Here is a 25,388-nt window from a genome sequence, read left to right on the forward strand (position 1 = left end):
TCATGCCGAGGACCGGCTGGCCGGCACCTGCTCATCCTGGACGATCCAGGCGCCGCGGAAAAGGTAACGGGGCGACGGTGCCCAGGGGACATTGCCCTCGATGTGATGTCAGGCCGCGAGATGGGCGATGAGGGCCCGGGTGGAGTCGCTGGCGAGGCCTATGGTCTGGGCGCTCCGGCGCGCGTCAGCGATGCTCCGAGATCCGTCCCCGCTCATCGGTAGACCTCTCTGCGGTGCCCGACACGGAGGATCAGCACGACCAGCTCATCATCCACAACGTCATAGACGACTCGGTAGTCACCGATTCGGATGCGCAACTCGCCCTCGCCGCCCTGAAGCTTGATGCAACCGGGTGGGCGAGGGTCATCAGCAAGGGCGTTTAGTGCCTCGAGAATACGTCGGGCGGTCTGACGATCGAGCTTCCGAAGGGCTTTCGCCGCCGAAGCGACGTAGGTGACGCGATACGCCACGGATCAGAGTCCGAGCTCGGCGACCAGATCCTCATGGGAGACGCGCTCGGTCTCTTCACGCGCGGCCGCCGCCGCACGGATGTCGGCCTGGTCTTCCAACGCCTGGAGTGCGCGATCGTAGAACTCCGGGGACACGACGACCGCGCGACGACCAGCGCCGCGCGAGGTGATCTCGACGGGCTCGCGCTGTGCTGCGGCGATCAGATCGGCCTGGCGGCTGCGGAAGTCGGAGAGCGTCACGGAAGTCATGTCCTGATGGTACATCTTGTACAAGATGTCGTGATGGTCACTTGCGGGGGACGCTCTGCGCGGCGCCGGGACCGGGATGTCGAGGACCTGAGGATCCCGCCGGGGAACCAACCGTCTGGAGAGGCTTGCAGGCGATCGTCGCGGACAGCTCCGTTGGGCGGTCCGAGGCAAGGCGGCGCGCTTCCATGATCCCGTGCAGATCGGGGCCTTGGCCCAGGGTGGCGAGATCGAGCTCGCGAACGCGATCTTCGAGTACATCGAGGTGTTCTACAACCGTCGTCGACGGGCTGGTGGCTGAGGCCTCGGTGGCCGACTACGACGCCTTGGTGCTTCCGGGCGGCACGGTGAACCCCGACAAGCTCCGGATCGACGGGGACGCTGTCGCCTTCGTCCGGGACTTCGTCGAGAACGGCAAGCCGGTGGCGGCGATCTGTCACGGACCGTGGACGTTGATCGAGGCCGACGTGGCCACCGGTCGCACCCTGACGTCCTTCCCGAGCATCCGCACGGATCTGCGCAATGCCGGCGCGAACGTCGTCGACCAGGAGGTCGTGATCGACAAGAATCTCATCACCAGCCGCTCGCCGGAGGACCTGCCGGCGTTCTCCGAGGCGATCGTGTCCCAACTCGCGGGCACCACGACAAAGGAAGAGGAGACATCATGAGTGTGACCAAGGGATTGCTGGTCAGGTTTGATGCGTTGCCCGGCAAGGAGGACGACGAGAAGGAGTTCCTTGACAGCGGCCGTGCGCTTGTTGAGGGAGAGCCGGCGACCACCGAGTGGTTCGCGGTCCGCCTCGGGCCCTACTCCTTCGGGATCTTCGACGTGTTCCCCGATGACGCCGGACGTGACGCTCACCTGTCCGGCCCTGTTGCGGCAGCTCTCGGCGAGCAGACCGGTGCGTTGTTCTCCGAACCGACGATCGAGAAGCTCGAGGTGTTGGCCTCGAAACTTCCCGCCTGACACCACAGACCGGGAGTACTGACCCCGACATGAGGGGTCGTTGCGCGCGGTGACTTCGGGCTGACACAGCCCGTTGACGTCGTGGCAGCGGCCCCGTACTTTCGAGGTCTATCTCACATCCCTAACAGATCGAGGAACCACGATGACAGGAACTGACGACGTTGCCCCGACGCGTTCACCCGAGGTAGCAGTGATCGGGGGCGGGATCGTCGGTCTGTCGACGGCGTACGCGCTGCGGGAGCAGGGCGTGCCGGTGCGCCTGTACGAGGCCGGTCTGCCCGGATCGGGTCAGTCCGCGGGCGAGTCGCGGATCTTCCGGCATGCTCACGACGACCCGCGACTCGTCGCTTTCGCACGCGAAAGCCGCGGTGTATGGGATGAGTGGGCCGAACACTTCGACGTCGAGCTGGTCTCATCAGACGGTGTCGTGGCGATCGGCGACAGCGCCCTGGCGCGGCTGCGGGTGCTCGACGAGGTCGGTGGCGTGGAAGCGCACGAGATCGATGCAGTCGAGCTCGCCCAGCGAATGCCGCTGCTCGCTGGGTACTCGGGGCCAGCGATGCTCGACGAGTCGGGCGGCGCGATCCGCACCCGCGCCGCGATCACGGCACTCGCGGGTGCCCTCGGAGATGCCGTCACCACCGCAGAGGTCATCTCCATCGATCCCCGCGGCGATGGGACGGTCGAGGTGCGCAGCGTCACCGACCGGGCTGTCTACTCCAAGGTGGTCGTGTGCGCCGGCCGCGAAACCGCCCGCCTGGCCCGCAGCGTCGGCCTGTCGCTGCCGGTTCGCCTTGCCGCACACGTCCGGCTGACCTTCGACGTGAAAGACGCCGCCCCGGCACGAGTCGCGTGCCTGCAGGACAGCAGCGGCGTCTTCGGCGAAGTCGGCGTGTACGCGACGCCGCTACCGGGCAACAGCAGTTATTCGGTCGGACTCAGCGACACCGTCGGCGTCCGCGACGACGGAACGTTCATCGACCCTGCGGCGATTCGATCGCTGGACGAACGCGCGCGCGAATACGTGACACGGGCGCTGCCCGGTCTCCACCCAGAGCCGCGCGACTTTCTTCACTGCTGGGTGACCGACCTCCCATGGAGCGAGGACGGCGTGGCCGTGTGGGAGGCAGACTCTGTCCTTTTTGTGGCCGGTCACAATCTGTTCAAGCAGGCACCTGTGCTGGGTCGCGCTCTTGCCCGGGCTGCGACCGGTGGCGGTCTCGCCGCCGACCTCACGCCTGCCGCTCGCCTCGGCGAAGCCCAGCGATAGTTCGCCTGACCCCAGGACGGACGCACTCAATGGGTAAACGTCTCCTCGTCGAGGACAACGGCAGCCCCCCTGGGTCAACCCAAAAGTCGCGGCTGGACAGCAGTCACAGGCTCAACCACCTTGTCATGGGGTGTCTTCATCGCGAGGATCGGTACGCGGAGGTGCCGCAGCGGGATCCGTCACTGCGGGATCCGCTCGCGGTGCGACCCGGCGCGGGATGATGAAACCGCGTCGCAGTGCGGGGTTCGCACCTAGCCGTCAGGTTGTGAATCGGCCCAGGTTTGATGCCGCTGCTGTTTGAGTCCGGAAGGATGGACAGCATGCCGAAGAAGATCGATCCCCACCTGCGCGCGAGGTGCGCCGATGCTGACCGAATTCGCCCTCGACCATGCATTCACGATCGCGTGGTTCGGCCTCATGTCCTTCGTCTGGTTCGGGATCGTGGTCGGAATCGTTCCCTGCACGGGGAATGGAACTGTGGAAGGGCACGGATGCGGGGTCTCGCGAGATCTCCGAGTGGGCGCTCCAGTCGTTCGACCTCGTGAAGATCTGCTCCATCAGGGTGGGCAGTGCCGACCAGGGCGATGCAGACCAGTCGTTGACGCGGCTCCACGACACCCTGGAGGGGGTGCTCGTCCGTTCGGGCAACTCCCGCTCCACGCAGCTCCAGAAGGACTTCGCGAAGGCGATGGAGCCGGTCGAGGATCTGGTGCGGGAGGTCCTCAGCGAGTCGGTGAACTCGGTGGCGACCGAGCTGCCCTTCCAGGATCCGGTCCTCGGAGTCGACCTGTCTGCGCCCCAGCACGCGCTGCGCGGAATGCTCCGAGAAGCAGTGATCACCAATCACGACGACGTCGTGGTGCCGATCGCCGAGCGCGGCACCGGATTCCAGTCCGCCCTGGTGCTCGGCATCCTTCGCTACGTCTCGTCGAAGAGCAGGCAGGCGGGGCGGGCGACTTGGGACCAGCCCAGGCGCGCCTCGGGACCGTGCCCGAGGCGCACCCGCGGTGGGCGGGGCTCAGATGAGGCCGTGCTCCTCGAGGAGCTGGCCGATCTCCCCGTGCTCGAGCCTGCCGCGCAGGTAGCCGCGCAGCGCGGCCGGGCCGGGGACCTCCACCTTCTTGCCGTCGCGCATGCGCGCCGAGGCCTCGAGCAGGTCGCGCACATCGTACGTGGAGCCCCAGGTCTCCGGCACGCCGCGCTCCACGTCGAGGAGTTGGTAGACGGCCTCCATGCCGGTGCGCACCGAGTACTCGGTTGTGAAGATCGTGTCGCGGCCGGTCTCCGCGAACTGCCCGAGGAACGCGAAGTTCGCCGCCCCCTCCGGCACGACCTGCGGCCGGTCACCCGCGCGGCGGGGCATGAAGAAGCTCGTCACGTAGGGCATCATGACCGGCACGCACCGGGCGCCTGTCGCCGCGAGCTCGGGGATCTCCTCGACGGGCACGCCCAGGTGGTAGAGCCACTCCTGGGTGATCTCCTCGCCGGTGCACTGCGCCAGGGGCTTCTTCACGTAGTCGCCGTCGACGTCGACGAACAGACCGTAGACCCAGACGACGATCTGATCCTTCGGCTGCTTCTTGAAGTGCGGCTGGCGATTGACCGTCCAGCTCAGCAGCCAGGAGGAGTCCTCGGCGGTGACGATGCCGCCGGTGACCACGCGGCCGCTGAACGGATCGCGCTGGGCGATGCGCTCGATGTAGGCGGGGATGCGCTCATCAAGCGTCGTGACGGTGGCCGATTCCCACTTCGTCTCCTCGATCGAGGAGCAGAAGACCTCCGGGCGCCCGAACGCCGTGTCCTTCTTCGCGATCCGCTTCCACAGGTCCCAGGCCGGGGCCGGGCCCTCGTTGAGGGCAGCGGGCGTGTGGTGGTCGCCGTCATCGGAGTTGTCCACGAGCGAGCCGATCGTCATGAGCGCGAGGTCGTGCTCGCCGAGCTCGATGGTCTCCTCAGCGCCGCCGCGGCGGCAGCGGATCGCGGTGGCGCGGATCTCGCCGCCGCGGTGGGCGAAGTCCACATCGAGTACCTCGGTGCCGGAGCGGAAGACGACGCCGTGCTCGGTGAGGTAGTGCATGAGCGGCAGGACGAAGGACTCGTACTGGTTGTACTTCGTGAACTTCAGCGCCGTGAAGTCGGGCAGCCCGCCGATGTGGTGGATGAAGCGGTGGAGGTAGAGCTTGAACTCGAGCGCGGAGTGCCACTCCTCGAAGGCGAACATCGTCCGCCAGTACATCCAGAACGGCGAGTCGAGGAACTCGCGGCCCATCACCTCGTCGATGCGCTTGCCCTCCATCTCGGAGCGCTCGGCGAGGAAGATCTTCAACAGGTCCTTCTGCGCCCGCTTCGGCAGGTCGAAGCGGCCCTCGTGGCCGGCGTCCTCGCCCTGGCGCACGGTGGCGCGACGCAGCGAGTAGTTGGGGTCGTCCTTGTTGAGCCAGTAGAACTCGTCGAGCACGGAGGCGTCCTCAAGCTCCAGGGAGGGGATGGAGCGCATCATGTCCCACAGGCACTCCATGTGGTTCTCCAGCTCCCGGCCGCCGCGGATGACGAAGCCCTTCTCCGGGACGTCGAGGCCGTCGAGGGCACCGCCGGCGATGTCGCCCTTCTCGAGGATCGTGACGTTGGCACCGGGGACCCCGGCGTCGCGGATCAGGAAGACGGCCGCCGCGAGCCCGGCCAGCCCGCTGCCGACGATGTAGGCCTTCGTCTCCTGGGCGTGCCGTGCGGGGCGGGGGCGGGCGAACGCCTCGTAGTTACCTGCTGTGTGCTGCATGGTCCATCCTTCCCGACGCGTGCCGGATGCCGATCACCCGGCCTGCATATTGAGCGTACTCAAGATTGAGTCGACTACAATGGTTGTATGGAAACTCGAGATGGCATGGGGCTGGGGCTGTCGGCGACGCTGGGCAGACGCGAGCGGGCGAAGGAGGAGAAGCGCGCCCGCATCCTCGCCGCGGCGCGCGCGCTGTTCGAGGAGCGCGGATTCCAGCGGACCTCGATGAGCGAGGTCGCGCGCGCGGCCGACGTGGCTGAGGGGACCGTCTTCCAGTACGCGGCGACGAAGACGGAGCTGCTCATGATGGTCGTCGATGCGCTCTGGGGAGCCCACGAGCAAGCGATGACCACCCCTGCGCGCGCCACGTCCGCCGCGCCCGACGGAGCCGCTGCGGCGCCGCCGGCAGGGGAGACCGCGGACCAGATCGCGGCGCTCGTCTCGCCGTTCGTCGCCGCGATGCGCCGCTGGCCGGAGCCCACGACGTGGGTCGCCCGCGAGATCCTCTTCGGTGCGGATATGCCGCACCGCCAGCGGGTCCTCGGTCGCGTCGAGGGGCTCGAGGAGCAGATCGCCGCGCGCCTGCGCGACGACCGGGTCGGCGCCCCCGGCGCGGCGGCGGCAACCGGCGCCCGGCTCATCGTCACCGGGGTGCTCGCCGAGCTCAACCGCTCCCGGCAGGGGCGCATCGACGGCGAGGACGTCGATGTGGTGCTCCGCCGGCTCATCGACCTCGTGGTGGCGGGGGCGGGCGCCTCCCGGTGACCCGGAAGCCGTCCGGGCCGTTCAGGCCGCCCCTGGCACCGGCCGGCGCCGCCGCGATTGCCCACCGCGCGGCCGACAGGCGCGTGCCCGCCGCGGTCGTGGAGGGCCCCACGGTCAGGTCCTCGCCTAGCTGTTGTGGGTCATGACGTTGTAGTCACCGGGTGGGCATGAAGGAACGGGCCCCGTGACCGGCACGATGGGTGGTGTCGAGTCATCCGTCGCCCGGGAGGAACCCGTTCCATGACCCACCGTAATTCGCCATTGACGCCTGCCGGAAGACTGCGCCTGGTCCGACGTGTCGAAGATGATGGCCGGCCCATCGCCCACGTCGCCGCAGAGGCCGGGATTGCCCGCTCGACTCTGACGAACTGGGTCCACCGCTACCGCCACGACGGTGCCGAAGCCCTGGAAGACCGCATCAGCGCACCAGCCAGGCGACCCTCGCGGCCACCGATCGAGGTCCTCGAACTCATCGACGCCTGGCGACGAGAGCACAAGTGGTCCGCACGCCGGATCGCCCTGGAGCTCGCCTCCCGCGGCCACCACTACTGCGTCCGCACCATTGGGCGCTGGCTGGAGCGTCTCGGGATCTCCCGCTGGCGTGACCTCGACCCGTCTGGTGAGAACAACCGCGAGAGCGGGAAGATCATTGCCCGCTTCCCGGGCCACATGCTCCACGTGGACGTGAAGAAGCTCGGGCAGATCCCCGACGGTGGTGGCTGGCGGCTCCATGGCCGCGGCAGCAAGCGGGCACGCACACCGCAGGTGGGCTACACCTACCTGCACTCCGCGATCGATGGCTACTCACCCCTGGCCTATACCGAGGCCCTGGAGAACGAGACCGCGGCAACCACCATCGCTTTCTTCTCCCGGGCCAGGGCGTTCTTCGCTGCTCACGGCATCACTCGCCTGGTCCGGGTGGTCACCGACAACGGCGCCAACTACCGCGCGAAGACCTTCGTTCGCACCGTGAACGCGCATGCCTCACGGCCTCAACGGACCCGGCCCTACACGCCCCGTCACAACGGGAAAGTCGAGCGCTACCAACGGATCCTCTCGGAAGAATGCCTCTACGCCCACGCCTGCTACTCCGAGCACGAGCGGCGCGAGGCGATCAACGTCTGGGTCCACCATTACAACTATCATCGGCCGCACACCGCCTGCGCCGATCAGCCCCCGGCCACCCGAGTCCACGAACGTGCCGACAACGTCATGACCTCATACAACTAGACCACTGGTGACGAATCTCGGGCGCGTATCAGCAGGTCGATTGTGCGCACTTTTCACTGCCACCGGCAGGCGCACCTGGGGAGATTGGCCCCGGTCGAGTTGATCGTGAACCACAGATTCGTTGAAGTGGCGTGAGAGAGGCTGCAATCTATTCGCGCATCAGTCTCGTCAAGGGGGAGTACATTAGGTCTTAATGAACCGCGCCACGAAGGCTTTGATACCGCGCAGGCGCCGAGAGCCATGAACCTCCTCATCGCAGAGTACGAGTTTTGCGTAGAGCCCAGAGAGATACCAGAGGCTGCGGCGGCTATTCCATTGCAGCTTCTCTACTCTGGTCTGTATCTGTTCGAGGTTGAACTGGCGAATGTCGTCGGCGGTATTGCCATCCCCAGCGGTGGGGCTCTTCCCATCCTCCAACGCACAGTCGATCCAATAGCGAAGGTCCTCACGCTGCTGCTTATAGCGTTCCTCGTTGTAGAGGGTGACAGCTAACCACGGGCTCGTGCGAGGAGACTGCGGGGAGCTGTCTAGTAGCAAGGCCCAGCTGTGCGTACCGGCCTGCCGAACGAACGGGGACAGCGACTCCACCTGAGATAAAGCTTCCCGCAGGCTAGTGAGCGTGGCCAGTGTGGTCTCGCGCTGCTCGCAGAGCTTCATCCACTCGTCCTTGTTCGCTTTGGTTCGCCAAGCCCGCCACTCTGGGTGTTGCCATGACTGGTACGAACCGTCTGCGCGGCCATGGTTGACCATTGTGACCTTGCCGTCCTGCAGGCGGAGCCGTCCATCGCTGAGATCAGCTACGGCGTTTTCGTAGAGGATGCGCTCGTGCCGAGCTACGGTATGAGCAAGCTTCGCTACCTGAATGGCCGCCGTCCCTGCCCGCGGTCCCAGGACCGCGAGGGTGTTCTCCGCGGCAACGGCGGCGTCGAACATGCTCTTATGTCGTGCCCGCCGCTTCGTAGAAAACGCATAGGCGGCGATCAGACCCAGGACGGTGGCGACGAGGCCGATGGCGGCGGGAACTGTGGCCGGGTCCCACGTCCGGGCCCAACCACGGAAAGTGTCGACAGATGCGGTAAACCAGTGCGGACGAAGCGTCCATGTCGTGCCCAGCAGAACGTAGATACCGAAGGTGCTGGAGAGGGTTGCCCTGAGCAGGCGAAAGAGGAAGAGGGCGAGGCGTTCTACGGCAATCACTGCAGTGGTGAGGCGCCCCAATGTCCGGCGTCGTGGCAATTTATCGGCACCGGCCAGCTCTGGTCTGCGCGGGCCGTAATTGCCTGCATAATTATAGCGCACTCCCGTTCGTGATGCCAAGGAGTAGAGCCGGCTTTTTGACCGTTGTGCCTGCACGGCAAGATCGAGCATGTCGTCAATGGTTCCGCGTTCGGCGCGTTCTCGGAGGAGCTCACTCCAGTGCCATGCAATAGACGTTAGTGCCCAATGGGCAGTGAAAGCGAACATTGCGTAGATGAACACCAAGAAAAATAGAGTGCATACTGCCAGTACGATGAAGGCGCCGGGGCTAGATGGGTCCCACGAAGGGGTAGATCCCGGGCCTTCCTGCAACCAGGAAATGGCGCCCCACACCCAGCGCACCGGGGCGAACAGGATGTCGAGGAGCTTCTCCATGGGTCCACAGTTTAGCGAGTAAGCCCGAGGGCGTGACGCGGCGCTATGAATCGCTCCCGGTTTGTTTGAGGCTCGCAAGAACTATCCCGGCGGGTCCGGTACGGGAATCTCATGAGGGCAGATGATCATGCACTTGACCTGAGGGGTCTGCTGCACGGATAGGTGTCATGAATGGTTGCCCAACTTCGGAACGCGACGGAGTTCCGCTTCAACGTGTGACTGAGGTCGCGTTCGGGTGGAGTTGGCGGCGTGTTCCCCAGCCGGCGCGACCGCGGCTTGTGCCCCGAGGGCCATGCAGGATCGTCGTTGCGCGCGAAAGTCGATGTTCCCGGATAGAACGAGTCGGGGAGTGGCTGAAGTGCTCATCCCGGAACTGATGAGTCACGTGCGCATCTTGTGGGGGTGATTCGAATAACGGCAGGATGCTGTTCACGATCAGCCCGTCGCGCCCGGTGAACAGCTCGGCCGCCGGCGTTGTGCTGGTGGCTGCGGTCTGGGTGTCCCTGGTGGTCAACGCTTGGTGGTAGCTTCGCGCGACGTCGTACGGAGTCATGATCGGAGTCCTTTGACGTCGTCATTGATCGTCTGGAACGGATGGATTCGGTGTCACTTCATCTCAGACTCGCACCAACCGGTCGATCAGATCGTGGGAATGGTGAGCGCCGACGCCCTCGGCCACGTGGCGTTCGCGGCGATCATCCGTGATCACCTTCCATTCGCCCGTGGCCACCGCATGATCCCTGACGTGACTCGGCGTGATGAACTCGTCCGGATTGAAGCCGTGTGCGTGAGCGTGCTCCCGGTCGAGTTCGTGATGCACGAACAGCAACGCTCCACCCGGGGCGACCAAGTCGAGTAGTCGTCCTTCTGCAAGATGCTGCGACGTGCTGGGCAGTACCGGATACTGTGCGCTGACCAGGTCGAAGGACGTGGCAGGGAGGTGGGATTCAAGCAACCCCTCAGCAACTCCCGTGACGGTCACCCCGGCCTCCGAAGCAGCGGCGAGAGTCCGCTCGATCGCCTGCGAGGAGATGTCCAGGGCGGTCACCTCCCAACCCTGACTGGCGAGCCAGACCGCGTCGGCGCCCTCTCCGCACCCGACATCCAAGGCGCGGCCCACCGGCAGATCGGCCACTTCTCGCATCAAGGCGGCGTTCGGTTGCCCGCTCCATACCTGATCGCCGGAGTATCGCTCGTTCCAGTGTTCGGTTGTGTGTACGCCGGCCTGAGATGCTGTGTGCTTATTCAAGCGCATCCCCACAGTGTGGCAGAGCAAGTAGTTCTTAAGGGCTGGTACGACGGCGTGCGGGGGCGCGGACTGCTTCAGTCGATCTCCTCACCCGCGAGAGCCTTGGCGGCCAGGCGTTCCTCCTCGCTGACTTCCCACACCTCGTGAGCGGCGTGGAGGGCAAGCAGGATGATGAAGCAGCCGAGGACCAGGTCCGGCCACCCGGATCCGGTCCACACGGTGGTCAGCGCCATGGCGATGACCGCAATGTTCACCAGGACGTCGTTGCGTGCCGACAGGAAAGCTGCCCGGCTCAGGGAGCCGCCGTGTGTGCGGACGCGGGCGATCAACCAGGCGCTGGTTGCATTGATGACCATCGCTCCGAGCGATGCGAGAACTACGGGGGTTACGTCGGGTGCCTCCGGTGCAGTGAATCGCTGAAGAGCTTCCCATGCCGCAAATGCCGCCGGGGTGATGATCACCAAGCTCATGAGCTTGCCCATGACGGCGCGCTTGGCAAGGGGCCAGCCAAGAGCAATGAAGATCAGCAGATTGATCGAGGTGTCTTCGAGGAAATCGACGCTGTCTGCCAGCAGGGAGACGGACCCCGCCCCCAGGGCGACCAGGAACTCGACGAAGAAGTACCCGAAATTCAGGATCGCGACGGCCAGGACCGTACGTCGGACGCGGCTGGGGTCGAAGGCGCTCACCGCGTTGCCGGCGTTCGGGGTGCCTGGGGTTGGGGTCATGTGTCCATTCTCAGGCTCCCGGCTAGCCTGACATGGTGATTTTTGTTGGCATTGACATGGCGGCTGAGGCTCGACGCACCGGCGTCGCCGTCCTGCGTGATGGCGGGGGTACGTGCTCCCTGGACGACGTTCGCATCGGAGCCGACGACGACGTTCTTGTGTCCGCGGTGGAAAGGGCTGATCGGACGGGCGTGGATGTACCGCTCGGGTGGCCTGCTCCGTTTGCGGAACTGATCAGCGCGCACGCCTCAAACTCCCTGTCAGTGCCAGAGTCGACCGGGAGCGACTGGCGCCGCGGGTTGGCACTCCGGGCCACGGACCTCCATGTGTGGCGGCGGACGGGCTTGAAGCCATTGAGTGTTTCAGCCGACCGGATAGCGTATCCAGCTCTGCGCTGGGCCGGACTCGAAGCGCGACTGCGAGACAGCGGCGTCGATGTATCACGTGATGGTTCCGGCGCGATCGTCGAGGTCTATCCGGCAGCTGCGTTGCGTTGCTGGTCGTTGCCTCACCGCGGGTACAAGGGGCGGAAGAACTCCGAGGTCCGTGAATCCTTGATGACCGAGTTGACCGGAATGATTCCGTGGTTGGACTGGAACGGCCACCAGGAGTTGTGTGTGGCGGACGACAACGCGATCGACGCCGTCCTGGCGGCCTTGGTCGCTCGCGAAGCGTTCTGCGGTTTCTGCGAGCCACCGCCAGAATCTGCCCGCAATCAAGTGCGGCAGGAGGGCTGGATCTGGGTGCCGAACGGTCGGTGTCCGACGGCACCGTCGTAAAGCAGAGGGCGCGATACAGGGGAGGCCTTTGTGGGTCGGGTCGAGATGTTTCCGGTGAAGGTCGGAGCGCGGCCCCTGTCAGCTGCGCACCTCGTACCCACCGACATCGCACTGGCCATCGCGATTGCTGCCGGTTGCCACGATGGTTCCGTCGGCCAGCAACCCGATGGTGTGCAAGGATCCTGCGGCAATGTCCACGACTCCCATCCAATCTTGGACATCACACTGGCCGAAGTCGTTGTTCCCCGCGGCACGCACGGTCCCGTCGTCGAAAAGCGCAATTGTGTGGTGGCTACCTGCGGAGATCGCCGTGGCTCCCTCCCAGTTGAAAACGTTGCACGCGCCGGTCCCGCGTTCGCCCGTGGCCACCACCGAGCCGTCGGCCCGGAGAGCGACGGTGTGCAGGCACCCGGCCGAAACCGAGCTGAGGCCGCTCCAATCCGAGACATCACACTGGCCGCGCCGACTGTTGCCCACGGCGACTGCCGTGCCATCCCCGCGGATGCCGACCGAGTGCCAATCGCCCGCTGAGAGGGAGGTGATGTCACACCAGTTCCTCACAGATCGTTGTCCAGTGGCGTCGCGGCCCGCGGCTACCACCGTGCCGTCTGCACGGAGTCCGAGACTGAATCGCCATCCGGCGGCGACGGCGGTGATGTTCTGCCAGGCCGAGACGTTCCCCTGGCCGTCACCATTCCATCCGGTGGCCAGGACGGTGCCGTTGCGACGAAGCCCGATGGTGTGTGAACGGCCGGTGTTGGGGGCGGTGTGCACGTTGCCCGCTGCCACGGCGACGACATCCGTCCACGAATCGACCGCGCATTCGCCAGCTCTGCTGTTGCCCCAGGCAGCCACTGTTCCATCTGGGCGGCACGTCACAGAGTGCCTGCGACCGGCGGCAACTACGCTCACGGGACTCCCTTGGGCTCAGTTCAGGTGTTCACATCATTGAACCATCTGTCCAGATTTGCAATCGCACACGATCGAACTTAGAATTGAGTTGCCGAATTGAAGTGACCAGAGGGGGTAGCAATGGAGTGGGCCATTATCGCAATTCCGCTACTCCTGGTCCTTGGCATCCTGGGTCTGGTTGCCTGGCGTCTCCACCGTTCGTTTGCCGGAATTCGCCGATCCGGGGATCAGCCTGAAATGCTGCCGCATCCACGTGGGCGGGCTGTCCGATTTCCCGTGATGCAAATTGGGCATGCGCTTCCAATGTTGCCCACGATGTCCACTGCTCGGTCAATGCATCCGGAATCCATTGACGTCACCCCGGACGGGCTCGACTATGCGGTGTGGGGGCGGTGTCACGTGCCGCTTGATCGCGTCCACTACGTCGACGTGCCCTATCGCTCGGCAGATTCACTCCTCACCATTCACCTGCATGACCGCAGCCTCGTGATTTCCATCATGATGATCTCTCCCTTGGCGGCCGAGGATCTCATCACGGAGCTGGCGTTGTACTACCCGCTGACGCGTAATGCGTGGGAGATGGTCGCCTATCGCTACGGACCGTATGACCGCAAACCGTGGGTCATGCCGTGAAGCATCGCGGAGGCGTCTGCAGGTGCATCGTGCTCCTGTCGTGTGCGTAAGTGGAGTGCGGCGGGCACGTCACGTTCCGTGCCCGCCACATGGATGCCGCGGTGGGCTCAGCCGCGCGCGGCGGCCTCGTCGGCAGAGGCGACGCTGAATCGACGACGCGCATGGCTTGCGCTCTCTGCCTCGTCAACGGCAGCGACGGCGAAGTCCTGCGTGGAGACGAACCCTCCGGCGGGGGAGTCTCCGCCGTCCAGGTACTGTCCGGTGCGCGCGCCCGGTGCAATTTCGGGGGAGGGGGCAATCATGGTCCAGTTCAGGTCGGCCGAATCTGAGTACTCCTCCAGCACCCGGGCGAAGGCCTTGGCCTCGGTCAGGTATTCGGCCGGGAAGTCGGGAGACTCGAGAAGCAGCGAGTCGCCCACTCGGAGTGCACCGGCCCCGCCGACCACCAGGATTCGCCCGGACGGCTGCGCTGCGATCAGGTTCCGGTGAGCAGCGACGACGCCGTCGTAGTCGCCGCGACCTGCCACGGAGACGACCGTGACCTCGCTGCCGTTGACCACCTCGGTCACAGTGGCGGTGTCGTTGAAGTCAAGTGCCTCGGTGGCCGCGTCACCTGCGGGGCGGCCCGAGCGGGTGTAGCGGTGAACGTCGTGGCCGCGGTTCTCGGCCTCGACTGCGATCTGCGAGCCGACCATACCGGCCGCACCGATGATCGAGATGTGCATCATGTCCTCCAAAAGTCCGTGTGTTTGACCTGGCGAACACAATGGTATGAACTAGTAATCGATTACCTCAAAGTAACCAAGGGGCCTCGATGACCGATGTGATGGACCAGACCGTCAACCCCAACGCCGCCCAGCTGCCGGCGGATGTCCTGAACCAGGACTGCCCGTCCAGGACTGTTCTCCGCCACCTGACGGACCGGTGGACGCCCATGATCTTGACGGTACTGGCTCCGGGGCAGCCCGTGAGGTTCACCGAGTTGCGCCGAACGGTCCAGGGTGTTTCCCCCAAGGTGCTGACGGAAACTCTGCGTTCCATGGAGCGCGACGGGTTGGTTACCCGGCGGGTCACCCCCAGCGTCCCGCCGCGCGTGGACTATCTGCTCACGGACCTGGGCGCCAGTACCGTCGAGCCGCTGGCCGCACTCCGTCGATGGGCAGAAGCGAATGTGGGTGAGGTTCAGCGCAACCGTCGACGTTATGACCGGGAGCAAGCCGAAGGTTTAATCGCCTCCCCATCCGCCGAACCCTCGCGAAACTCCCGCATCGGTGGCTGATGCGGGAGTTCCGCGAGGGTTCGGCGGGTTGGGCCGCAGCTCCGTGGTTTTCGTGATGATCATCTCTCCGCTGGCGGCCGAGGAGCTCAGACCTGAGCGGGCGGTAGTTCACCCGCATGGATGACTGACTCCGTGGCATCGGACCACGTATAGGTGGAGGTCGCACAGCCTCTCGGCGCCGCGTTCGCATCCTCCTCCAAGGGGATCCGGCCGTCCTGCCAAGGTGTCAGCGCCCAAAGCCCCAGGTACAGCCCGATGCCCAGGAACGGAAGCAGGAACGACGCCAGGACGATCAAGCGGACCAGCCACACGTTGAGCCCGAACTGCTCCGCCAGACCTCCGGCAATGCCTGCAACCAGGCGCTGGGGGCCACGTTGGAAACCTGGACCGCGGATGGAATCCAAGAGTTGGTTCATGTCTTCGATCGTAGGCAGCGTGAGGGCTGTCGAAAAGGGGTGGTGAGCTTCCCCGAGGCCATCAGGCTGTGGTCATGCGCCGGGTGCGAGGGCCGCCGTCGCGGCGTCGCGCACCAACGCCACCGCGCGTTCGTCGTCGATACCCAGGGCGCGGACACGAGCAATGTACTCACCTGCTGCGTGGGCTGCGGCCTTGTCCGCCGAATCCGCGGTGCCGGTCACGAAGGATCCGTTGCGACCGCGGGTTTCGATGATGCCCGCGGCCTCGAGTTCCTTGTACGCCCGGGCCACGGTGTTCGGCGCCAGGCCGAGTTCGCCTGCCAGCCGACGAACGGGCGGGAGATGATGACCCGCTGCCAGCTCTCCCGAGTCACGTTGTTCCTTGATCTGCCTCTTGATCTGCTCGAAAGGGGGAACTTCGGCGGACTGATCGATGTGGAACATGGTGCTCTTTTCGCCCGGAGATGGTTAGCGTTGGATTCCCGCTCAGACCCACACGAAGGTGGCCCGCCATGGGAATCCTGACCTACGCAACCACCGTATCCCTGGACGGCTACGCCGCCGACGCCACGGGTGACTTCCAATGGAGTGCGCCGAGTGAACAGGTCTTCGCCGCTCACCTGGCGCGCATGCGCGAGGTCTCGACCGAGATTCTGGGCCGTAAGACCTACGAACTCATGCGCTACTGGGGATCCGAACCCGACGGTGATCCGTGGTCGAGCGATGAGCGCGAGTTCGCCAGGCAGTGGCAGAACCTCCGCACCGTCGTCGTCTCCTCGACCCTGGATCCGGACCAACTCGTGTCACAGCGCGACACCCTCCTGCCTACGCTGGGCCTAGAACAAATCACGGACATGGTGGCGGAGGCTCCCGGCGTCGTCGAAATTTTCGGCCCCACCACGGCGGCACCGGCCATCCGCGCGGGACTGGTCGAAGTTTTCGAATTCTTCATCGTGCCCAAAGCTGTCGGCGGTGGACTGCGGGCACTGCCCGAGGGCGTCCACCTGGACCTCCGGCGAACTGACCACACCGTTTTCGACGACGGCAGCATCCGCGTCCGCTACATCTCCCGATAACCCGGGCTTGGCAATCGGGGTTGTGATTCCGAGGTCTTCAATCGAGTCCGTCACGATGCTTGGATGGTTCCATGAGCAACCGCATCGTGGCCGCATCGGCAACCGTGGCAGCACCGGCTGAGGACATCTTCGAACTCATCGCCGACCCCTCACAACAACCGCGGTGGGACGGCAACGACAACCTGGACCACGCGGATCAGGGCCAGCGGGTCCGCGCCGTGGGCGACGTGTTCGTGATGACCAACGCCAACGGCAAGGTGCGCGAGAACCACATCGTCGCTTTCGAGGAAGGGCGCTGCATCGCCTGGCAGCCCGCACCGGCGGGGGAGCCGGTCCCCGGGCACGTCTGGCGGTGGGACCTGGAACCTAACGACGACGGCACCACCCTGGTCACCCACACCTACGACTGGTCCGCACTCACCGATGAATCGCGCCTGGCCAAGGCAGCCTCCATGACGTCGGAGAAGCTGCAGGCCTCGGTCGACAGACTGTCAGCGCTCGCCGGGCAGTGATCATGCACGGTTGACGGGTTTCAGGAATTCTCTGGGCACGGCTAAGTACGCACTCCTCTCGGTCAACCCAGCGCGTGAAGTTGGGGTTCCGCGTGAACGATGGTTGAGTTGTCACCGATGAGCGCACCGACCGACCAGCCCCCTCGCCGATCACGACGTGGTGCGTTATGGGCGGCATCGGCGGTCCTGATCGTCGCCGTCGTCCTGGCAGTGCTCTACGCAACCGGAGTCTTCACGGATCAACCGACCGACGACAAGACCCACGGCCCCTCCGGACCCGCGGTCCACACCGATGAGAATTCGCAGTCGATGGAACTCCCGGGAGAGGAGCGCGTGGCTTCCGTGGAATTCGGAGCTGACTCCGGAAGCACGGCCGTGGTCACCTTTGACACGGACGCAACTCTCGACTCGTCACTGGGTGACCAGCGTGCCGCCTACACGGTGACAGGTGTCTCCTGCGCGTCCGTCGACGACGAAGATGGCAGCACATCACAGACGGGCACGGAGAATCTGGAGAATGAACAGTCCCGCGAACTCACCGTCAGGCTGGTGTACCAGGTTCAGACCTCCGGCACCCAACGATGCAATGCCACGGTCAGAGTCCCCAACTGGGACGCGGGCGGAGGAGCAGACGCCAGCATGGACCTGGACTCAACGCTGAGCGTCGATCAGGACCCCTCGGCGGTCCAGGCGGCAGTGCAGCCGGAGGCGCAAGAGCCGATCATCGTCGGGCGGGACGACAAGGACATCGTCATCGACCAGACCCTGGACATCCCGGCATCGGACTCAGACCTCCAGGTGTCCGCCACGTCCCACGTGACCACGTGCACGATCGAGAACGGCTCCAAGGACCAGACCGACCAGAACCTGTGCACGCCGGACATCCTCGACGAGCGCGGCAGCACTGTCACGGTGCATTCCTACGCCGACGTTCTCAGTGACGGCAAGATGTGTGAGCGCGTGGAGATCCAGGACGAGAAGGTCCACATCGACAACACGGTGCACCACAAACTCCTGGGCACAGCGCCCGATTCCGTGGGGGAGCTCAAGAACCCTTGCGGGGACCAGATCCGCTTGGTGCAGACCGTGGAGAACTCGGGGCCGGCGCCGGTCGTGGTGCACCGGAAGTCCTCGAACATGGTGCTTACCGCAACGTCTTGAGGCGGGCGCCGTTCTAGCGCCCCGTTGCGGTCTGTGAAGCCTTGACGGCCGCCACAATCGCGGCGTCAGCGCTCTCGTGCGCGTCACCCTGGTGGGTCAGCTCGCGGGCATAAAGCACACCGTACGTGAAGGTTTGCTCACCCGACTTCTCGGCGACATGGGCCAGCTCCGTCAGACGTTCCCTCGCCACCACGGAGTCCTGGGCGGTGCCAAGGACCTCCGTCACGGCCTCCCATGCCTCAGCTGAATCGCTCCCGCCGGGAAAGACGTCAGCCACAGCCTCCCAGGCGTAACGCGCGGCCTTCGCCTTCTTCCTGGCTTCGTGGGCAAGGGCCGCTCGTTGCATCTCAGGTGCACACTGTGCGGCGTCCCAACGGCGCGTCACACGTTGGGTCGCAGCCTTCATCAAGGGTGCCAGGGTCTTCCGGCGAGCATGGTTGGCTTCCGGTAGAAACGGCGGATGGTCCACCAGGTCGTGGAGGGCATCGCTCAGGTCCCTGTAACGGCGGGAATCCAGAGCCTCCAACAGCTCGGCGTGGGCCTGAGCATGTCGTGCGTCGAGTTCGTTTGTGAGTCGCTCGCGGACGGGCCCGAGGATGGCCTCGGGTGGTAACTCTTCCAAGGATTCACCCAGACGGTCCTTGAGAACCTCGGCATCGCGGGGACCGCCGAGCATTTCACCCAGCCATTTGATCTCCTCCCGCAGGGGATCGGTGCGTTGCGTGTCCAGTACATCCTGGAACGTTCGAAGCGTACTGCGCAGTCGCCGGGTGGCCACCCGCATCTTGTGCACCGAGTCCGGGTGATCCACCCGCACCTGCGGTTCCCGTTCCTGGATCACACGCACCTGGTCTGCGACGTATTCACCGATCACATCGGCTGCGGTGGACGGGTGCTTGTTGCCCATGTCTTGACCCAGCTCTCCCATACCTGGTTCAGGCGGACGTGCAGTAGATCTTCGACCAATCTACCCGTGGACCGGGTCCTCCCCACAGGGCAATGAAGTCTTGACGGAGTCCTTGGTACTTGCCCCTCCGGCACGACCCCGGACGTACTTACGGCGTCAAGCTGCGCGAGATCGAGGCGTTCGAGGACCGCGACTGAGCTGGTCACGCTCCGTGGTTCGGGCTCAGCGGTCCCCGTACTCGCCCTTGATCACGAAGTATGAACCGCGAATCGTTCCGGCCAGCTTCGACTTCTGACGGGCGAACTTGAAGGCGCCCAGTTCCTGAGGAACCTCCATCCCGTCGGAGAGTTTGAACCCCACCGCGCGCTTACCTCCGGGCTCCACTGTCCACAGGACATTGATGCTGAGCCCCGATTCGTAGAAAACGTGCACCCAGTGAATTCCCTCGACGTCGCTGACGGCCACCTCCAGGGCCGGGGATGCGACGACGATCCCGCGCTCCTCGCGCAAGATCAGTTCCACCCAGGCGAGCGTGTCCGCGGCTTCGGTGGCCGGGACGGTGGCGAACGTGTGGGCGTACTTGGTCCAGAAGTACCTGGCCTCATTGGCGCGTAACCCTGCCAGAGCCTCAGCCACGGAGAGGTTTCCAGGCCGGTGGTGGACACGTTCTTGAAATCTACCGTGTATGTCATGTTTGCCCTCGGAAAGTCGATGCGGATCGGCAGGCTACGCGGTCAAGACGTCACGGAAGGATGGCGTCGACGTAACCACCGTCAACTCGCAGCGCACCGCCTGTGGTGGCCGAGGCCAACGGTGAACTCAGGTAGGTCACCATGTTCGCGATCTCCTCCGGCTCGATGAGTCGCTGTATCAATGACTGTGGGCGATGGAGCCGCATGAACTCACGCTGCGCCTGCTCCCACGGTAGGTCCTTGCTGACGAGCTGGTAGACGAAGTCCTCGACACCTCCCGTGTGCGTCGGCCCCGCGATCACCGAATTCACGGTCACTCCGGTGCCCGCCGCGTCCTTGGCGAAACTGCGCGACACAGCCAACAGGGACGTTTTGCTCACGCCGTAGTGGATCATTTCCGCCGGGGTCACGACGGCGGAATCGCTGGCGATGTTGACCACCCGGCCCCATCCGCGTTCCTTCATGCCGGGGAGTGCCTCCCGGATCAGGCGGACCGCGCTCAGGACGTTGACCTCGAAGTAGCGGCGCCATTCGTCGTCGTCGATCTCCAGCGGATCCTGCGTGCCGAAGACGCCCAGGTTGTTGACCAGGATGTCCACGGAGTCGAGTGCGGCCATGGCGGCGCGTGCGCCTTCCTGGGTGGTGACGTCCCCCGGGGCAGGCACAAGATCTACGTCTGGCAGACCACGTCGGAGCTCATCGACGGCGGCTGTCACGCGTTCTCCGTCGCGCCCGTTGACGGCCACCCGTGCCCCGGCGGTAGCCAGGCCCCGGACAATCGCCAACCCAATGCCCTGTGTGGAACCCGTGACGAGTGCGTTCATGCCGGTCAGATCGATCTTCATGTTGCACCACACTAGCGGGGGCGCGGGATAGGATCTGATCACTTTTTGTCCGCTCCAGACCGCACATGGCCGTCGTCATGGCTCTGCGGTCGTGCTGATCCGAAGACCCATGACCAGCACCCCTGACCTGTCCCATCGCCTGTCTCGGATGCGTGGTCGAGATCCGCATGAATCCGGTCGTGTGGCCAGCAACCTTGAACTCCTGTTCGACCTGACCTTCGTGGTGGCCTTCGGCATCGCGGGCAATGAATTCCCGCACATGGCGGCCGAAGGCGAGATCCTCCTGGCATCAGCAGGCTATGTTTTCGTGTTGTTCTCCGTGATCTGGCCGTGGGTCAACTACACGTGGTTCGCGTCAGCTTTCGACACCGACGACTGGGCCTATCGGCTTGTCACCATGGTGATCATGTGTGGGGTCGTGGTCCTGGCTCTGGGCATCCCGCCCTTCTTCGATTCCCTCCATCACGGGCACGTGGACAACACCGTCATGGTCATGGGGTATGTGGTGATGCGTATCGGCATGGCACTGCACTGGGGCGGGCCTATTTGCAAGCGCCGGAGTTCCGAGCCGGGGCGCGAATCTACCTTGCGACCTTGTTGGCGGCGCAGGTCGGTTGGGTGATCTTGGCGTTGGCCCACACTTCGTTGCGCGTGTTCGTCCTGGTGGGCCTGACCCTGCTGGTTGTCGAACAGGGCGGGCCATTCCTGGGTGAACGAGTCACCACTCAACGCGAAGGCCAGGGCAGCCACACTCCCTGGCACCCCCATCACGTCGCGGAACGCTACGGTCTGCTGACCATCATCACTCTGGGTGAGGGCGTGGTCGGTACCGTGGCGGCCTTGTCACCGATGGTGGAGGAAGCAGGTGGGTGGTCCATGGATGCCGTACTGGTGGTGATTGCAGGGATAGGGCTGACGCTTGCCATTTGGTGGTTGTAGTTCAGCGTTGACTGGGGAGGGCTGCCTCATGCCCACCCGACGCGCTGCTTCGGATGGGGTTATGGCCACATTGTCCTGTTCATGGCCATTGCTGCCGTGGGTGCAGGGCTCCATGTGGCCGGTTATGTCCTGAACCACGAAGCTCACCTGTCGGGGACCCTTGCGGTGGCAAGCGTCGCGGTGCCCGTGCTCGCGTTCATCCTGACACTCATGTGGCTCTACGGTCGCCTGATCCGTACGTTTGACACCCTGCACATCGTCATGGTGGCCGTCATGGCCACCCTCCTCGTGGGTGCTTTAGGCATGGCCTCAGCGGAGGTGCCCATGGGGTGGTGCCTGTTGGTGGCCATGGCTGCTCCGTCGGTCGCCGTCGTCCTCTACGAAACCGTGGGGCACAGATACCAGGAGCGGCTGTTTGTCGAGAGCTGACCCCTGGTGTTCCAGGGGTCCTTCGATAGGCTCGAAGCATGAAGCTGACTTCTGATCTCGAGAGCAAGTTCAACGACCAGATCACCATGGAGTTCGAGGCGTCCCTGGTTTACCGCCAACTGGCCATCGAAGCCGACGTGCAGGACCTGGTCGGCATGGCAGCGTGGCTGCGGCACCAGGCCGACGAGGAGATCGTCCACGCCAACAAGTTCATCGACCATGTGGTCGACCGCGACGGCCACGCCCGAATCGGAGGCATCGACGCCCCCGCCGTTGCGGAGGGTCTGTCGGCCGCCGAGATCTTCCAAGCGGCACTGACCCACGAACAGAAGGTCTCCGAATCCATTCGGAACCTGTACCGCGCCTGCGACTCCGCGGGGGACCTGGACTCCAGGCCTCTGCTCAACTGGTTCCTCGACGAGCAGATCGAGGAGGAGGCCACCGTGGGCGAGATTCTGGGCCGTATCGAACGTATCGACGGCGACGGGTCGGGCCTGTTGCGGCTCGACGACGAACTCGGCGCTCGCCCCGCGCGCGGCACGGAGAACGACGGATGATTCGTCCTTCGCACCGCACCAGAAATGCGGTTTGAGGGGATTGTGAGAGGTTTACCAGGATCGGGCGACCCACCGCCGTAGGTGGGTCGCCCGATCCGCGTCATGAGTGTGATCGGCTGCCCTCGGGATCTTCAAAGGTAACGGTAAGGTCACGGAAAAATCACGGTTTGATAACGCTCGGGGGTGCTCTGGCGGTTGTTCCGCACCTTCACCACCCGTACCTTCGTCTGCGGCTCGAACAGGACAACTCATGACGGAGGAGCCCCATGAAGAACCGCACCCAGAAAACTCTGATCACCGCAGCCGCGGTCATCGCGCTGTCCGGAGCCGCCGCAGTGCCGGCCTCCGCCGCACCGGAGCTCGGCTCGGAGCAGTCGGTGTCCGCTTCCAGCGACAGCTCGTCGCAGGCAGTCGGTCAGGAACTGCTGTCGATGATGAACGACGCTCGCGCCCAGGCAGGTCTGAGCCCGTTGAGTTCCCATGCCGAACTGGACGCCATCTCCGGCGATTGGTCCAGCCAGATGGCGGCCAGCAACTCGGCAACGCACAATCCGTCGTTCATCGAGCAGACGCAGGCCACCGGTTCCACGAACATGGCGGAGAACATCTCTTACGACGTCGAATCGAAGGGTTCCGCGCACGCCACGGCTCAGTACTTCTTCGACTTCTGGATGAACAGCCCTGCCCACCGGGCCAACATCATGAACCCGGATTTCACGCACGTGGGCTTCGGGTCGGCGGAGTCGGGTAACGGGTACGTCTACGGGACCCAGAACTTCGGCACGTACTGATCGTCGATCGCGCGGTGCGCCCGCGTTGAACCGCGTGGCCTGGGTGCCTGACCGCGGCGGCGGTCAGGCACTCAGGCCCTTGAAAGTCTCGATCACCTGGAGGGCTGCCAGGAAGCCGAACAACAACAGGCACACAATCAGGAGCGCATTGGCTGCAGCCAGGCATGAGCCATCCGCCTGATAATTTACAATGGCACACAGTTGGGCGGGTGTTCCAGCGTTGCCGACAGGGGGTGAGTGCGTGAACGGCTACTTGCGTTTCAACCGGTCGGTCGTGGAACGCCACGTGCGTGAACTCGAGTTGGTGGGCCGCACTGAGTTCCGTCTCAACTCCGTCCGTCTGGTGCTGCTGCTCATTGGCGCCCTCGTGTTCTCAGGCTTCGGGCTGCTGATGATGTGGATCGCCTCGGGGTCGGACAGTGCGACGACCGAAGGATCGGCCATCGCGTCATTCGTGTTCGGAGCGGTCACTCTCGGATTCTTCGGCGTGCTGGGCCTGCCGGCGATCCTGCTCCAGTGGTTGCTGCGCAGACGACTGGTGGTGAGTCGACAAGGTTTCTGGGTCGAGCGAAGGACCAGGGGCGGTCCCACGATCGACCTGCCCGTCTACTGGTTCCAGGTGTCAGACTTCGGTTTCCGTCGTGTGGGTGGTCGCTGGCCGTTCCACGGGACTCCCGTGCTCATTTGCACCCTGGCCCAAGAAGCAGATCAGCACGTAGGAATTCGTCGTCGGGAACGGTAGGTGTTCTGCGCCGATTGGATGCCGCGATACTCGTTCCTGGTCAGTACGTACTTCCCTCCGAGTTCGGGAGACGACCCGGCGACGTTTTGGAGGTGCTGCGGTACGCGCACGTCGCGTTCCGGCAGAGACGGATGTAGGCAGCCGAACGGTGTCCGTCGTCGCGGTTATCGTGTGCAGATGCCGTCCGGACCAATCACTCGAACCCCAGCTCGCATCACGCTGCCGGCCGCGCGGCGGATTGCCCTGGCTGCTCAAGGATTCCTGGATCCTCGGCCTGAGCCCGGTCAGGTCACCGTGCGGCACCTGAACCGGGTGATCCACCGAGTGGGCGTGGTCCAGATCGATTCTGTCAACGTCTTGACGCGCAGCCACTACCTGCCGTTCTTCTCGCGCCTGGGTGTCTATGACCGCGCGACGTTGGACCGCCTTCGTGATCGGGCGCCCCGGCGCCTGACCGAGTACTGGGCCCATGAAGCCAGCCTCATTCCACCGTCGACGTGGCCGTTGCTCGGTTTCCGGATGGAGCGTGCCAAGCACGAGGCCTGGGGTGGCATGCGCCGGGTCCATCAGGAGCATCCCGAGCTGGTGGACGCAGTGCTCGATGAAGTTCGACGGCGTGGCCCACTGACCGCCCGCGAGTGCGACGGCGCTCTGAGCATGGACGTTGCGCGCAGGGAGGGCGCCTGGGGATGGAACTGGAGTGCCGTCAAGACCGCGCTCGAGTACCTGTTCTGGGCGGGTCAGATCACCAGTGCCGGTCGCACGACGCAGTTCGAACGTCGCTATGTCACGCCGGACAAGGTGTTGCCTTCGCGAGCGAACGTTGATCCAGAGACCGCACACCTGGAACTCATGCGCATTGCGACCCGTGCGCACGGCATCGGAACTGCGCGGTGCCTTCGCGACTACTTCCGGCTCGGGGCAGTGGAGTCCGGCCGGGCTCTGGACACATTGGTTGCCTCGGGCGAACTCGAGATGGTCGAGGTCCCGGAATGGCCCGGCCTGGTGTACCTGGACCCCGCTGCGCGGCGGCCGAGAAAGGCGGAGGTCGAGTCGCTGGTCAGCCCGTTCGACTCCCTGGTCTGGCAGCGGGAAAGGACCCAGGCACTTTTCGGTATGCGGTACCGCCTGGAGATCTACACCCCAGCGCAGCAACGGCTCCACGGCTACTACGTCCTGCCGTTCGTCTTCGGCGACACCCTGGTGGCCCGAGTCGATCTCAAGGCTGATCGAGTGGCCGGTGCCTTGATCGTCAAGAGGTGCACGTGGGAGCGGGACGCTCCCGCGAATGCGCGCGCCGCCCTGGATCGGCAACTGCGGCTCATGGCGGACTGGCTGGAGCTCGACGGCGTGATCGCTTGAGTTGTCCGAGGCACAGGCAATAC

General features: G+C 64.8%; 28 protein-coding genes and 3 pseudogenes. 17 read left to right on the plus strand and 14 right to left on the minus strand.

The features are described 5' to 3' along the window. Positions 1 to 212 precede the first annotated feature (212 nt). Both GWK18_RS07630 and GWK18_RS07635 read right to left on the minus strand, forming a co-directional pair. Positions 213 to 470 carry a type II toxin-antitoxin system RelE/ParE family toxin gene (locus GWK18_RS07630; protein ID WP_024291016.1) on the minus strand — a complete coding sequence of 86 codons (258 nt, stop codon included), beginning with the start codon at positions 468 to 470 and terminating at the stop codon, positions 213 to 215. 3 nt (positions 471 to 473) lie between these two features. Next, entirely contained in the window at positions 474 to 719 is a 246-nt protein-coding gene (locus GWK18_RS07635) for a type II toxin-antitoxin system prevent-host-death family antitoxin (protein ID WP_024291015.1), read from the minus strand. A gap of 278 nt (positions 720 to 997) precedes the next feature. On the opposite strand from GWK18_RS07635, the pseudogene GWK18_RS07640 reads away from it, so the two are divergent. The 3 genes and pseudogenes from GWK18_RS07640 to GWK18_RS07650 all read left to right on the plus strand — a co-directional run. Then, positions 998 to 1,384: pseudogene (locus GWK18_RS07640) on the plus strand (type 1 glutamine amidotransferase domain-containing protein); the annotation flags it as partial. After that, on the plus strand, positions 1,381 to 1,683 hold the full coding sequence (locus GWK18_RS07645; RefSeq protein ID WP_166834355.1) for an antibiotic biosynthesis monooxygenase: 303 nt from the start codon (positions 1,381 to 1,383) through the stop codon (positions 1,681 to 1,683). The pseudogene GWK18_RS07640 and the gene GWK18_RS07645, both read left to right, overlap by 4 nt. 190 nt (positions 1,684 to 1,873) lie before the next feature. Next, positions 1,874 to 2,953, plus strand: a complete 1,080-nt coding sequence (locus GWK18_RS07650; protein ID WP_166834357.1) for an FAD-dependent oxidoreductase — start codon at positions 1,874 to 1,876, stop codon at positions 2,951 to 2,953. Positions 2,954 to 3,971: 1,018 nt separating this feature from the next. On the opposite strand, the gene GWK18_RS07655 is transcribed toward GWK18_RS07650, so the two are convergent. Next, entirely contained in the window at positions 3,972 to 5,729 is a 1,758-nt protein-coding gene (locus GWK18_RS07655) for an oleate hydratase (protein WP_166834360.1), read from the minus strand. 87 nt (positions 5,730 to 5,816) lie between these two features. Here GWK18_RS07655 and GWK18_RS07660 point away from each other — a divergent pair, with 87 nt between their 5' ends. Together GWK18_RS07660 and GWK18_RS07665 are read left to right on the plus strand one after the other, a co-directional pair. Further along, complete coding sequence (locus tag GWK18_RS07660; RefSeq protein ID WP_233568725.1) at positions 5,817 to 6,494, plus strand: TetR/AcrR family transcriptional regulator; 678 nt, start codon at positions 5,817 to 5,819, stop codon at positions 6,492 to 6,494. Between the two features lie 240 nt (positions 6,495 to 6,734). Then, complete coding sequence (locus GWK18_RS07665) at positions 6,735 to 7,724, plus strand: IS481 family transposase (protein ID WP_166834362.1); 990 nt, start codon at positions 6,735 to 6,737, stop codon at positions 7,722 to 7,724. 183 nt (positions 7,725 to 7,907) lie between these two features. On the opposite strand, the gene GWK18_RS07670 is transcribed toward GWK18_RS07665, so the two are convergent. The 4 genes from GWK18_RS07670 to GWK18_RS07685 all read right to left on the minus strand — a co-directional run bounded on the left by GWK18_RS07670 (position 7,908) and on the right by GWK18_RS07685 (position 11,333). Further along, on the minus strand, positions 7,908 to 9,356 hold the full coding sequence (locus tag GWK18_RS07670; RefSeq protein ID WP_166834364.1) for a hypothetical protein: 1,449 nt from the start codon (positions 9,354 to 9,356) through the stop codon (positions 7,908 to 7,910). Between the two features lie 208 nt (positions 9,357 to 9,564). Then, positions 9,565 to 9,909: a hypothetical protein gene (locus GWK18_RS12900; RefSeq protein ID WP_209280911.1), complete on the minus strand. Its 345-nt coding sequence runs from the start codon at positions 9,907 to 9,909 to the stop codon at positions 9,565 to 9,567. 63 nt (positions 9,910 to 9,972) lie between these two features. Continuing rightward, positions 9,973 to 10,611 (minus strand): methyltransferase domain-containing protein, encoded by a 639-nt coding sequence (locus tag GWK18_RS07680; RefSeq protein ID WP_166834366.1) that lies wholly within the window; start codon positions 10,609 to 10,611, stop codon positions 9,973 to 9,975. A 68-nt stretch (positions 10,612 to 10,679) separates the two neighbouring features. Then, complete coding sequence (locus tag GWK18_RS07685) at positions 10,680 to 11,333, minus strand: cation diffusion facilitator family transporter (protein WP_166834368.1); 654 nt, start codon at positions 11,331 to 11,333, stop codon at positions 10,680 to 10,682. Positions 11,334 to 11,365: 32 nt separating this feature from the next. On the opposite strand from GWK18_RS07685, the gene GWK18_RS07690 reads away from it, so the two are divergent. Next, positions 11,366 to 12,112 (plus strand): DUF429 domain-containing protein, encoded by a 747-nt coding sequence (locus GWK18_RS07690; protein WP_166834370.1) that lies wholly within the window; start codon positions 11,366 to 11,368, stop codon positions 12,110 to 12,112. 78 nt (positions 12,113 to 12,190) lie between these two features. Here the strand turns inward: GWK18_RS07690 and GWK18_RS07695 are convergent, their stop codons facing one another. Then, entirely contained in the window at positions 12,191 to 12,901 is a 711-nt protein-coding gene (locus tag GWK18_RS07695; protein ID WP_348535884.1) for a chromosome condensation regulator, read from the minus strand. Between the two features lie 243 nt (positions 12,902 to 13,144). On the opposite strand from GWK18_RS07695, the gene GWK18_RS07700 reads away from it, so the two are divergent. Further along, positions 13,145 to 13,657 (plus strand): hypothetical protein, encoded by a 513-nt coding sequence (locus GWK18_RS07700; protein WP_166834374.1) that lies wholly within the window; start codon positions 13,145 to 13,147, stop codon positions 13,655 to 13,657. Between the two features lie 107 nt (positions 13,658 to 13,764). On the opposite strand, the gene GWK18_RS07705 is transcribed toward GWK18_RS07700, so the two are convergent. Then, positions 13,765 to 14,385, minus strand: a complete 621-nt coding sequence (locus GWK18_RS07705) for an NAD(P)H-binding protein (protein ID WP_245193041.1) — start codon at positions 14,383 to 14,385, stop codon at positions 13,765 to 13,767. 86 nt (positions 14,386 to 14,471) lie between these two features. Between GWK18_RS07705 and GWK18_RS07710 the strand changes: the two genes are divergently transcribed. Further along, positions 14,472 to 14,936 (plus strand): helix-turn-helix domain-containing protein, encoded by a 465-nt coding sequence (locus tag GWK18_RS07710; protein ID WP_245193043.1) that lies wholly within the window; start codon positions 14,472 to 14,474, stop codon positions 14,934 to 14,936. Positions 14,937 to 15,022: 86 nt separating this feature from the next. Here the strand turns inward: GWK18_RS07710 and GWK18_RS07715 are convergent, their stop codons facing one another. Continuing rightward, on the minus strand, positions 15,023 to 15,352 hold the full coding sequence (locus tag GWK18_RS07715; RefSeq protein ID WP_166834377.1) for a PspC domain-containing protein: 330 nt from the start codon (positions 15,350 to 15,352) through the stop codon (positions 15,023 to 15,025). A 72-nt stretch (positions 15,353 to 15,424) separates the two neighbouring features. Then, complete coding sequence (locus tag GWK18_RS07720; RefSeq protein ID WP_166834379.1) at positions 15,425 to 15,796, minus strand: GntR family transcriptional regulator; 372 nt, start codon at positions 15,794 to 15,796, stop codon at positions 15,425 to 15,427. Between the two features lie 68 nt (positions 15,797 to 15,864). On the opposite strand from GWK18_RS07720, the gene GWK18_RS07725 reads away from it, so the two are divergent. The 3 genes from GWK18_RS07725 (at position 15,865) to GWK18_RS07735 (ending at position 18,101) form a co-directional block, all read left to right on the plus strand. Further along, positions 15,865 to 16,428: a dihydrofolate reductase family protein gene (locus GWK18_RS07725; protein ID WP_166834381.1), complete on the plus strand. Its 564-nt coding sequence runs from the start codon at positions 15,865 to 15,867 to the stop codon at positions 16,426 to 16,428. 71 nt (positions 16,429 to 16,499) lie between these two features. Continuing rightward, positions 16,500 to 16,940, plus strand: a complete 441-nt coding sequence (locus GWK18_RS07730) for an SRPBCC family protein (RefSeq protein ID WP_166834383.1) — start codon at positions 16,500 to 16,502, stop codon at positions 16,938 to 16,940. Positions 16,941 to 17,057: 117 nt separating this feature from the next. Continuing rightward, the gene (locus GWK18_RS07735) at positions 17,058 to 18,101 is read left to right on the plus strand and encodes a hypothetical protein (RefSeq protein WP_166834385.1); all 1,044 of its coding nucleotides are present in this window, start codon (positions 17,058 to 17,060) and stop codon (positions 18,099 to 18,101) included. Positions 18,102 to 18,114: 13 nt separating this feature from the next. On the opposite strand, the gene GWK18_RS07740 is transcribed toward GWK18_RS07735, so the two are convergent. The 3 genes and pseudogenes from GWK18_RS07740 to GWK18_RS07750 form a co-directional block, all read right to left on the minus strand. After that, positions 18,115 to 19,008 carry a CHAD domain-containing protein gene (locus GWK18_RS07740; RefSeq protein ID WP_166834387.1) on the minus strand — a complete coding sequence of 298 codons (894 nt, stop codon included), beginning with the start codon at positions 19,006 to 19,008 and terminating at the stop codon, positions 18,115 to 18,117. A gap of 222 nt (positions 19,009 to 19,230) precedes the next feature. Next, positions 19,231 to 19,700 (minus strand): annotated as a pseudogene (locus GWK18_RS07745) (phage tail protein). Between the two features lie 50 nt (positions 19,701 to 19,750). Further along, a complete protein-coding gene (locus GWK18_RS07750; RefSeq protein WP_166834389.1) occupies positions 19,751 to 20,545 on the minus strand; it encodes an SDR family oxidoreductase in 795 nt (264 codons plus the stop codon). A gap of 181 nt (positions 20,546 to 20,726) precedes the next feature. On the opposite strand from GWK18_RS07750, the gene GWK18_RS13320 reads away from it, so the two are divergent. From GWK18_RS13320 to GWK18_RS07775, 6 genes and pseudogenes are all read left to right on the plus strand, one after another. Continuing rightward, complete coding sequence (locus GWK18_RS13320) at positions 20,727 to 21,167, plus strand: low temperature requirement protein A (RefSeq protein ID WP_348535885.1); 441 nt, start codon at positions 20,727 to 20,729, stop codon at positions 21,165 to 21,167. Continuing rightward, positions 21,143 to 21,913, plus strand: a pseudogene (locus tag GWK18_RS13325) (low temperature requirement protein A). Before GWK18_RS13320 ends, GWK18_RS13325 begins: the two are co-directional and overlap by 25 nt. A gap of 38 nt (positions 21,914 to 21,951) precedes the next feature. Then, on the plus strand, positions 21,952 to 22,470 hold the full coding sequence (locus GWK18_RS07760; RefSeq protein WP_123825554.1) for a ferritin: 519 nt from the start codon (positions 21,952 to 21,954) through the stop codon (positions 22,468 to 22,470). A gap of 266 nt (positions 22,471 to 22,736) precedes the next feature. Further along, the gene (locus GWK18_RS07765; RefSeq protein WP_123825553.1) at positions 22,737 to 23,261 is read left to right on the plus strand and encodes a CAP domain-containing protein; all 525 of its coding nucleotides are present in this window, start codon (positions 22,737 to 22,739) and stop codon (positions 23,259 to 23,261) included. 241 nt (positions 23,262 to 23,502) lie between these two features. Continuing rightward, positions 23,503 to 24,003 carry a hypothetical protein gene (locus tag GWK18_RS07770; RefSeq protein WP_166834391.1) on the plus strand — a complete coding sequence of 167 codons (501 nt, stop codon included), beginning with the start codon at positions 23,503 to 23,505 and terminating at the stop codon, positions 24,001 to 24,003. A 177-nt stretch (positions 24,004 to 24,180) separates the two neighbouring features. Beyond that, positions 24,181 to 25,365, plus strand: a complete 1,185-nt coding sequence (locus GWK18_RS07775; protein WP_166834393.1) for a crosslink repair DNA glycosylase YcaQ family protein — start codon at positions 24,181 to 24,183, stop codon at positions 25,363 to 25,365. Positions 25,366 to 25,388 lie beyond the last annotated feature (23 nt).

Source organism: Kocuria sp. JC486, from assembly GCF_011602805.1.
GTDB classification, from domain to species: Bacteria; Actinomycetota; Actinomycetes; order Actinomycetales; family Micrococcaceae; genus Kocuria; species Kocuria soli.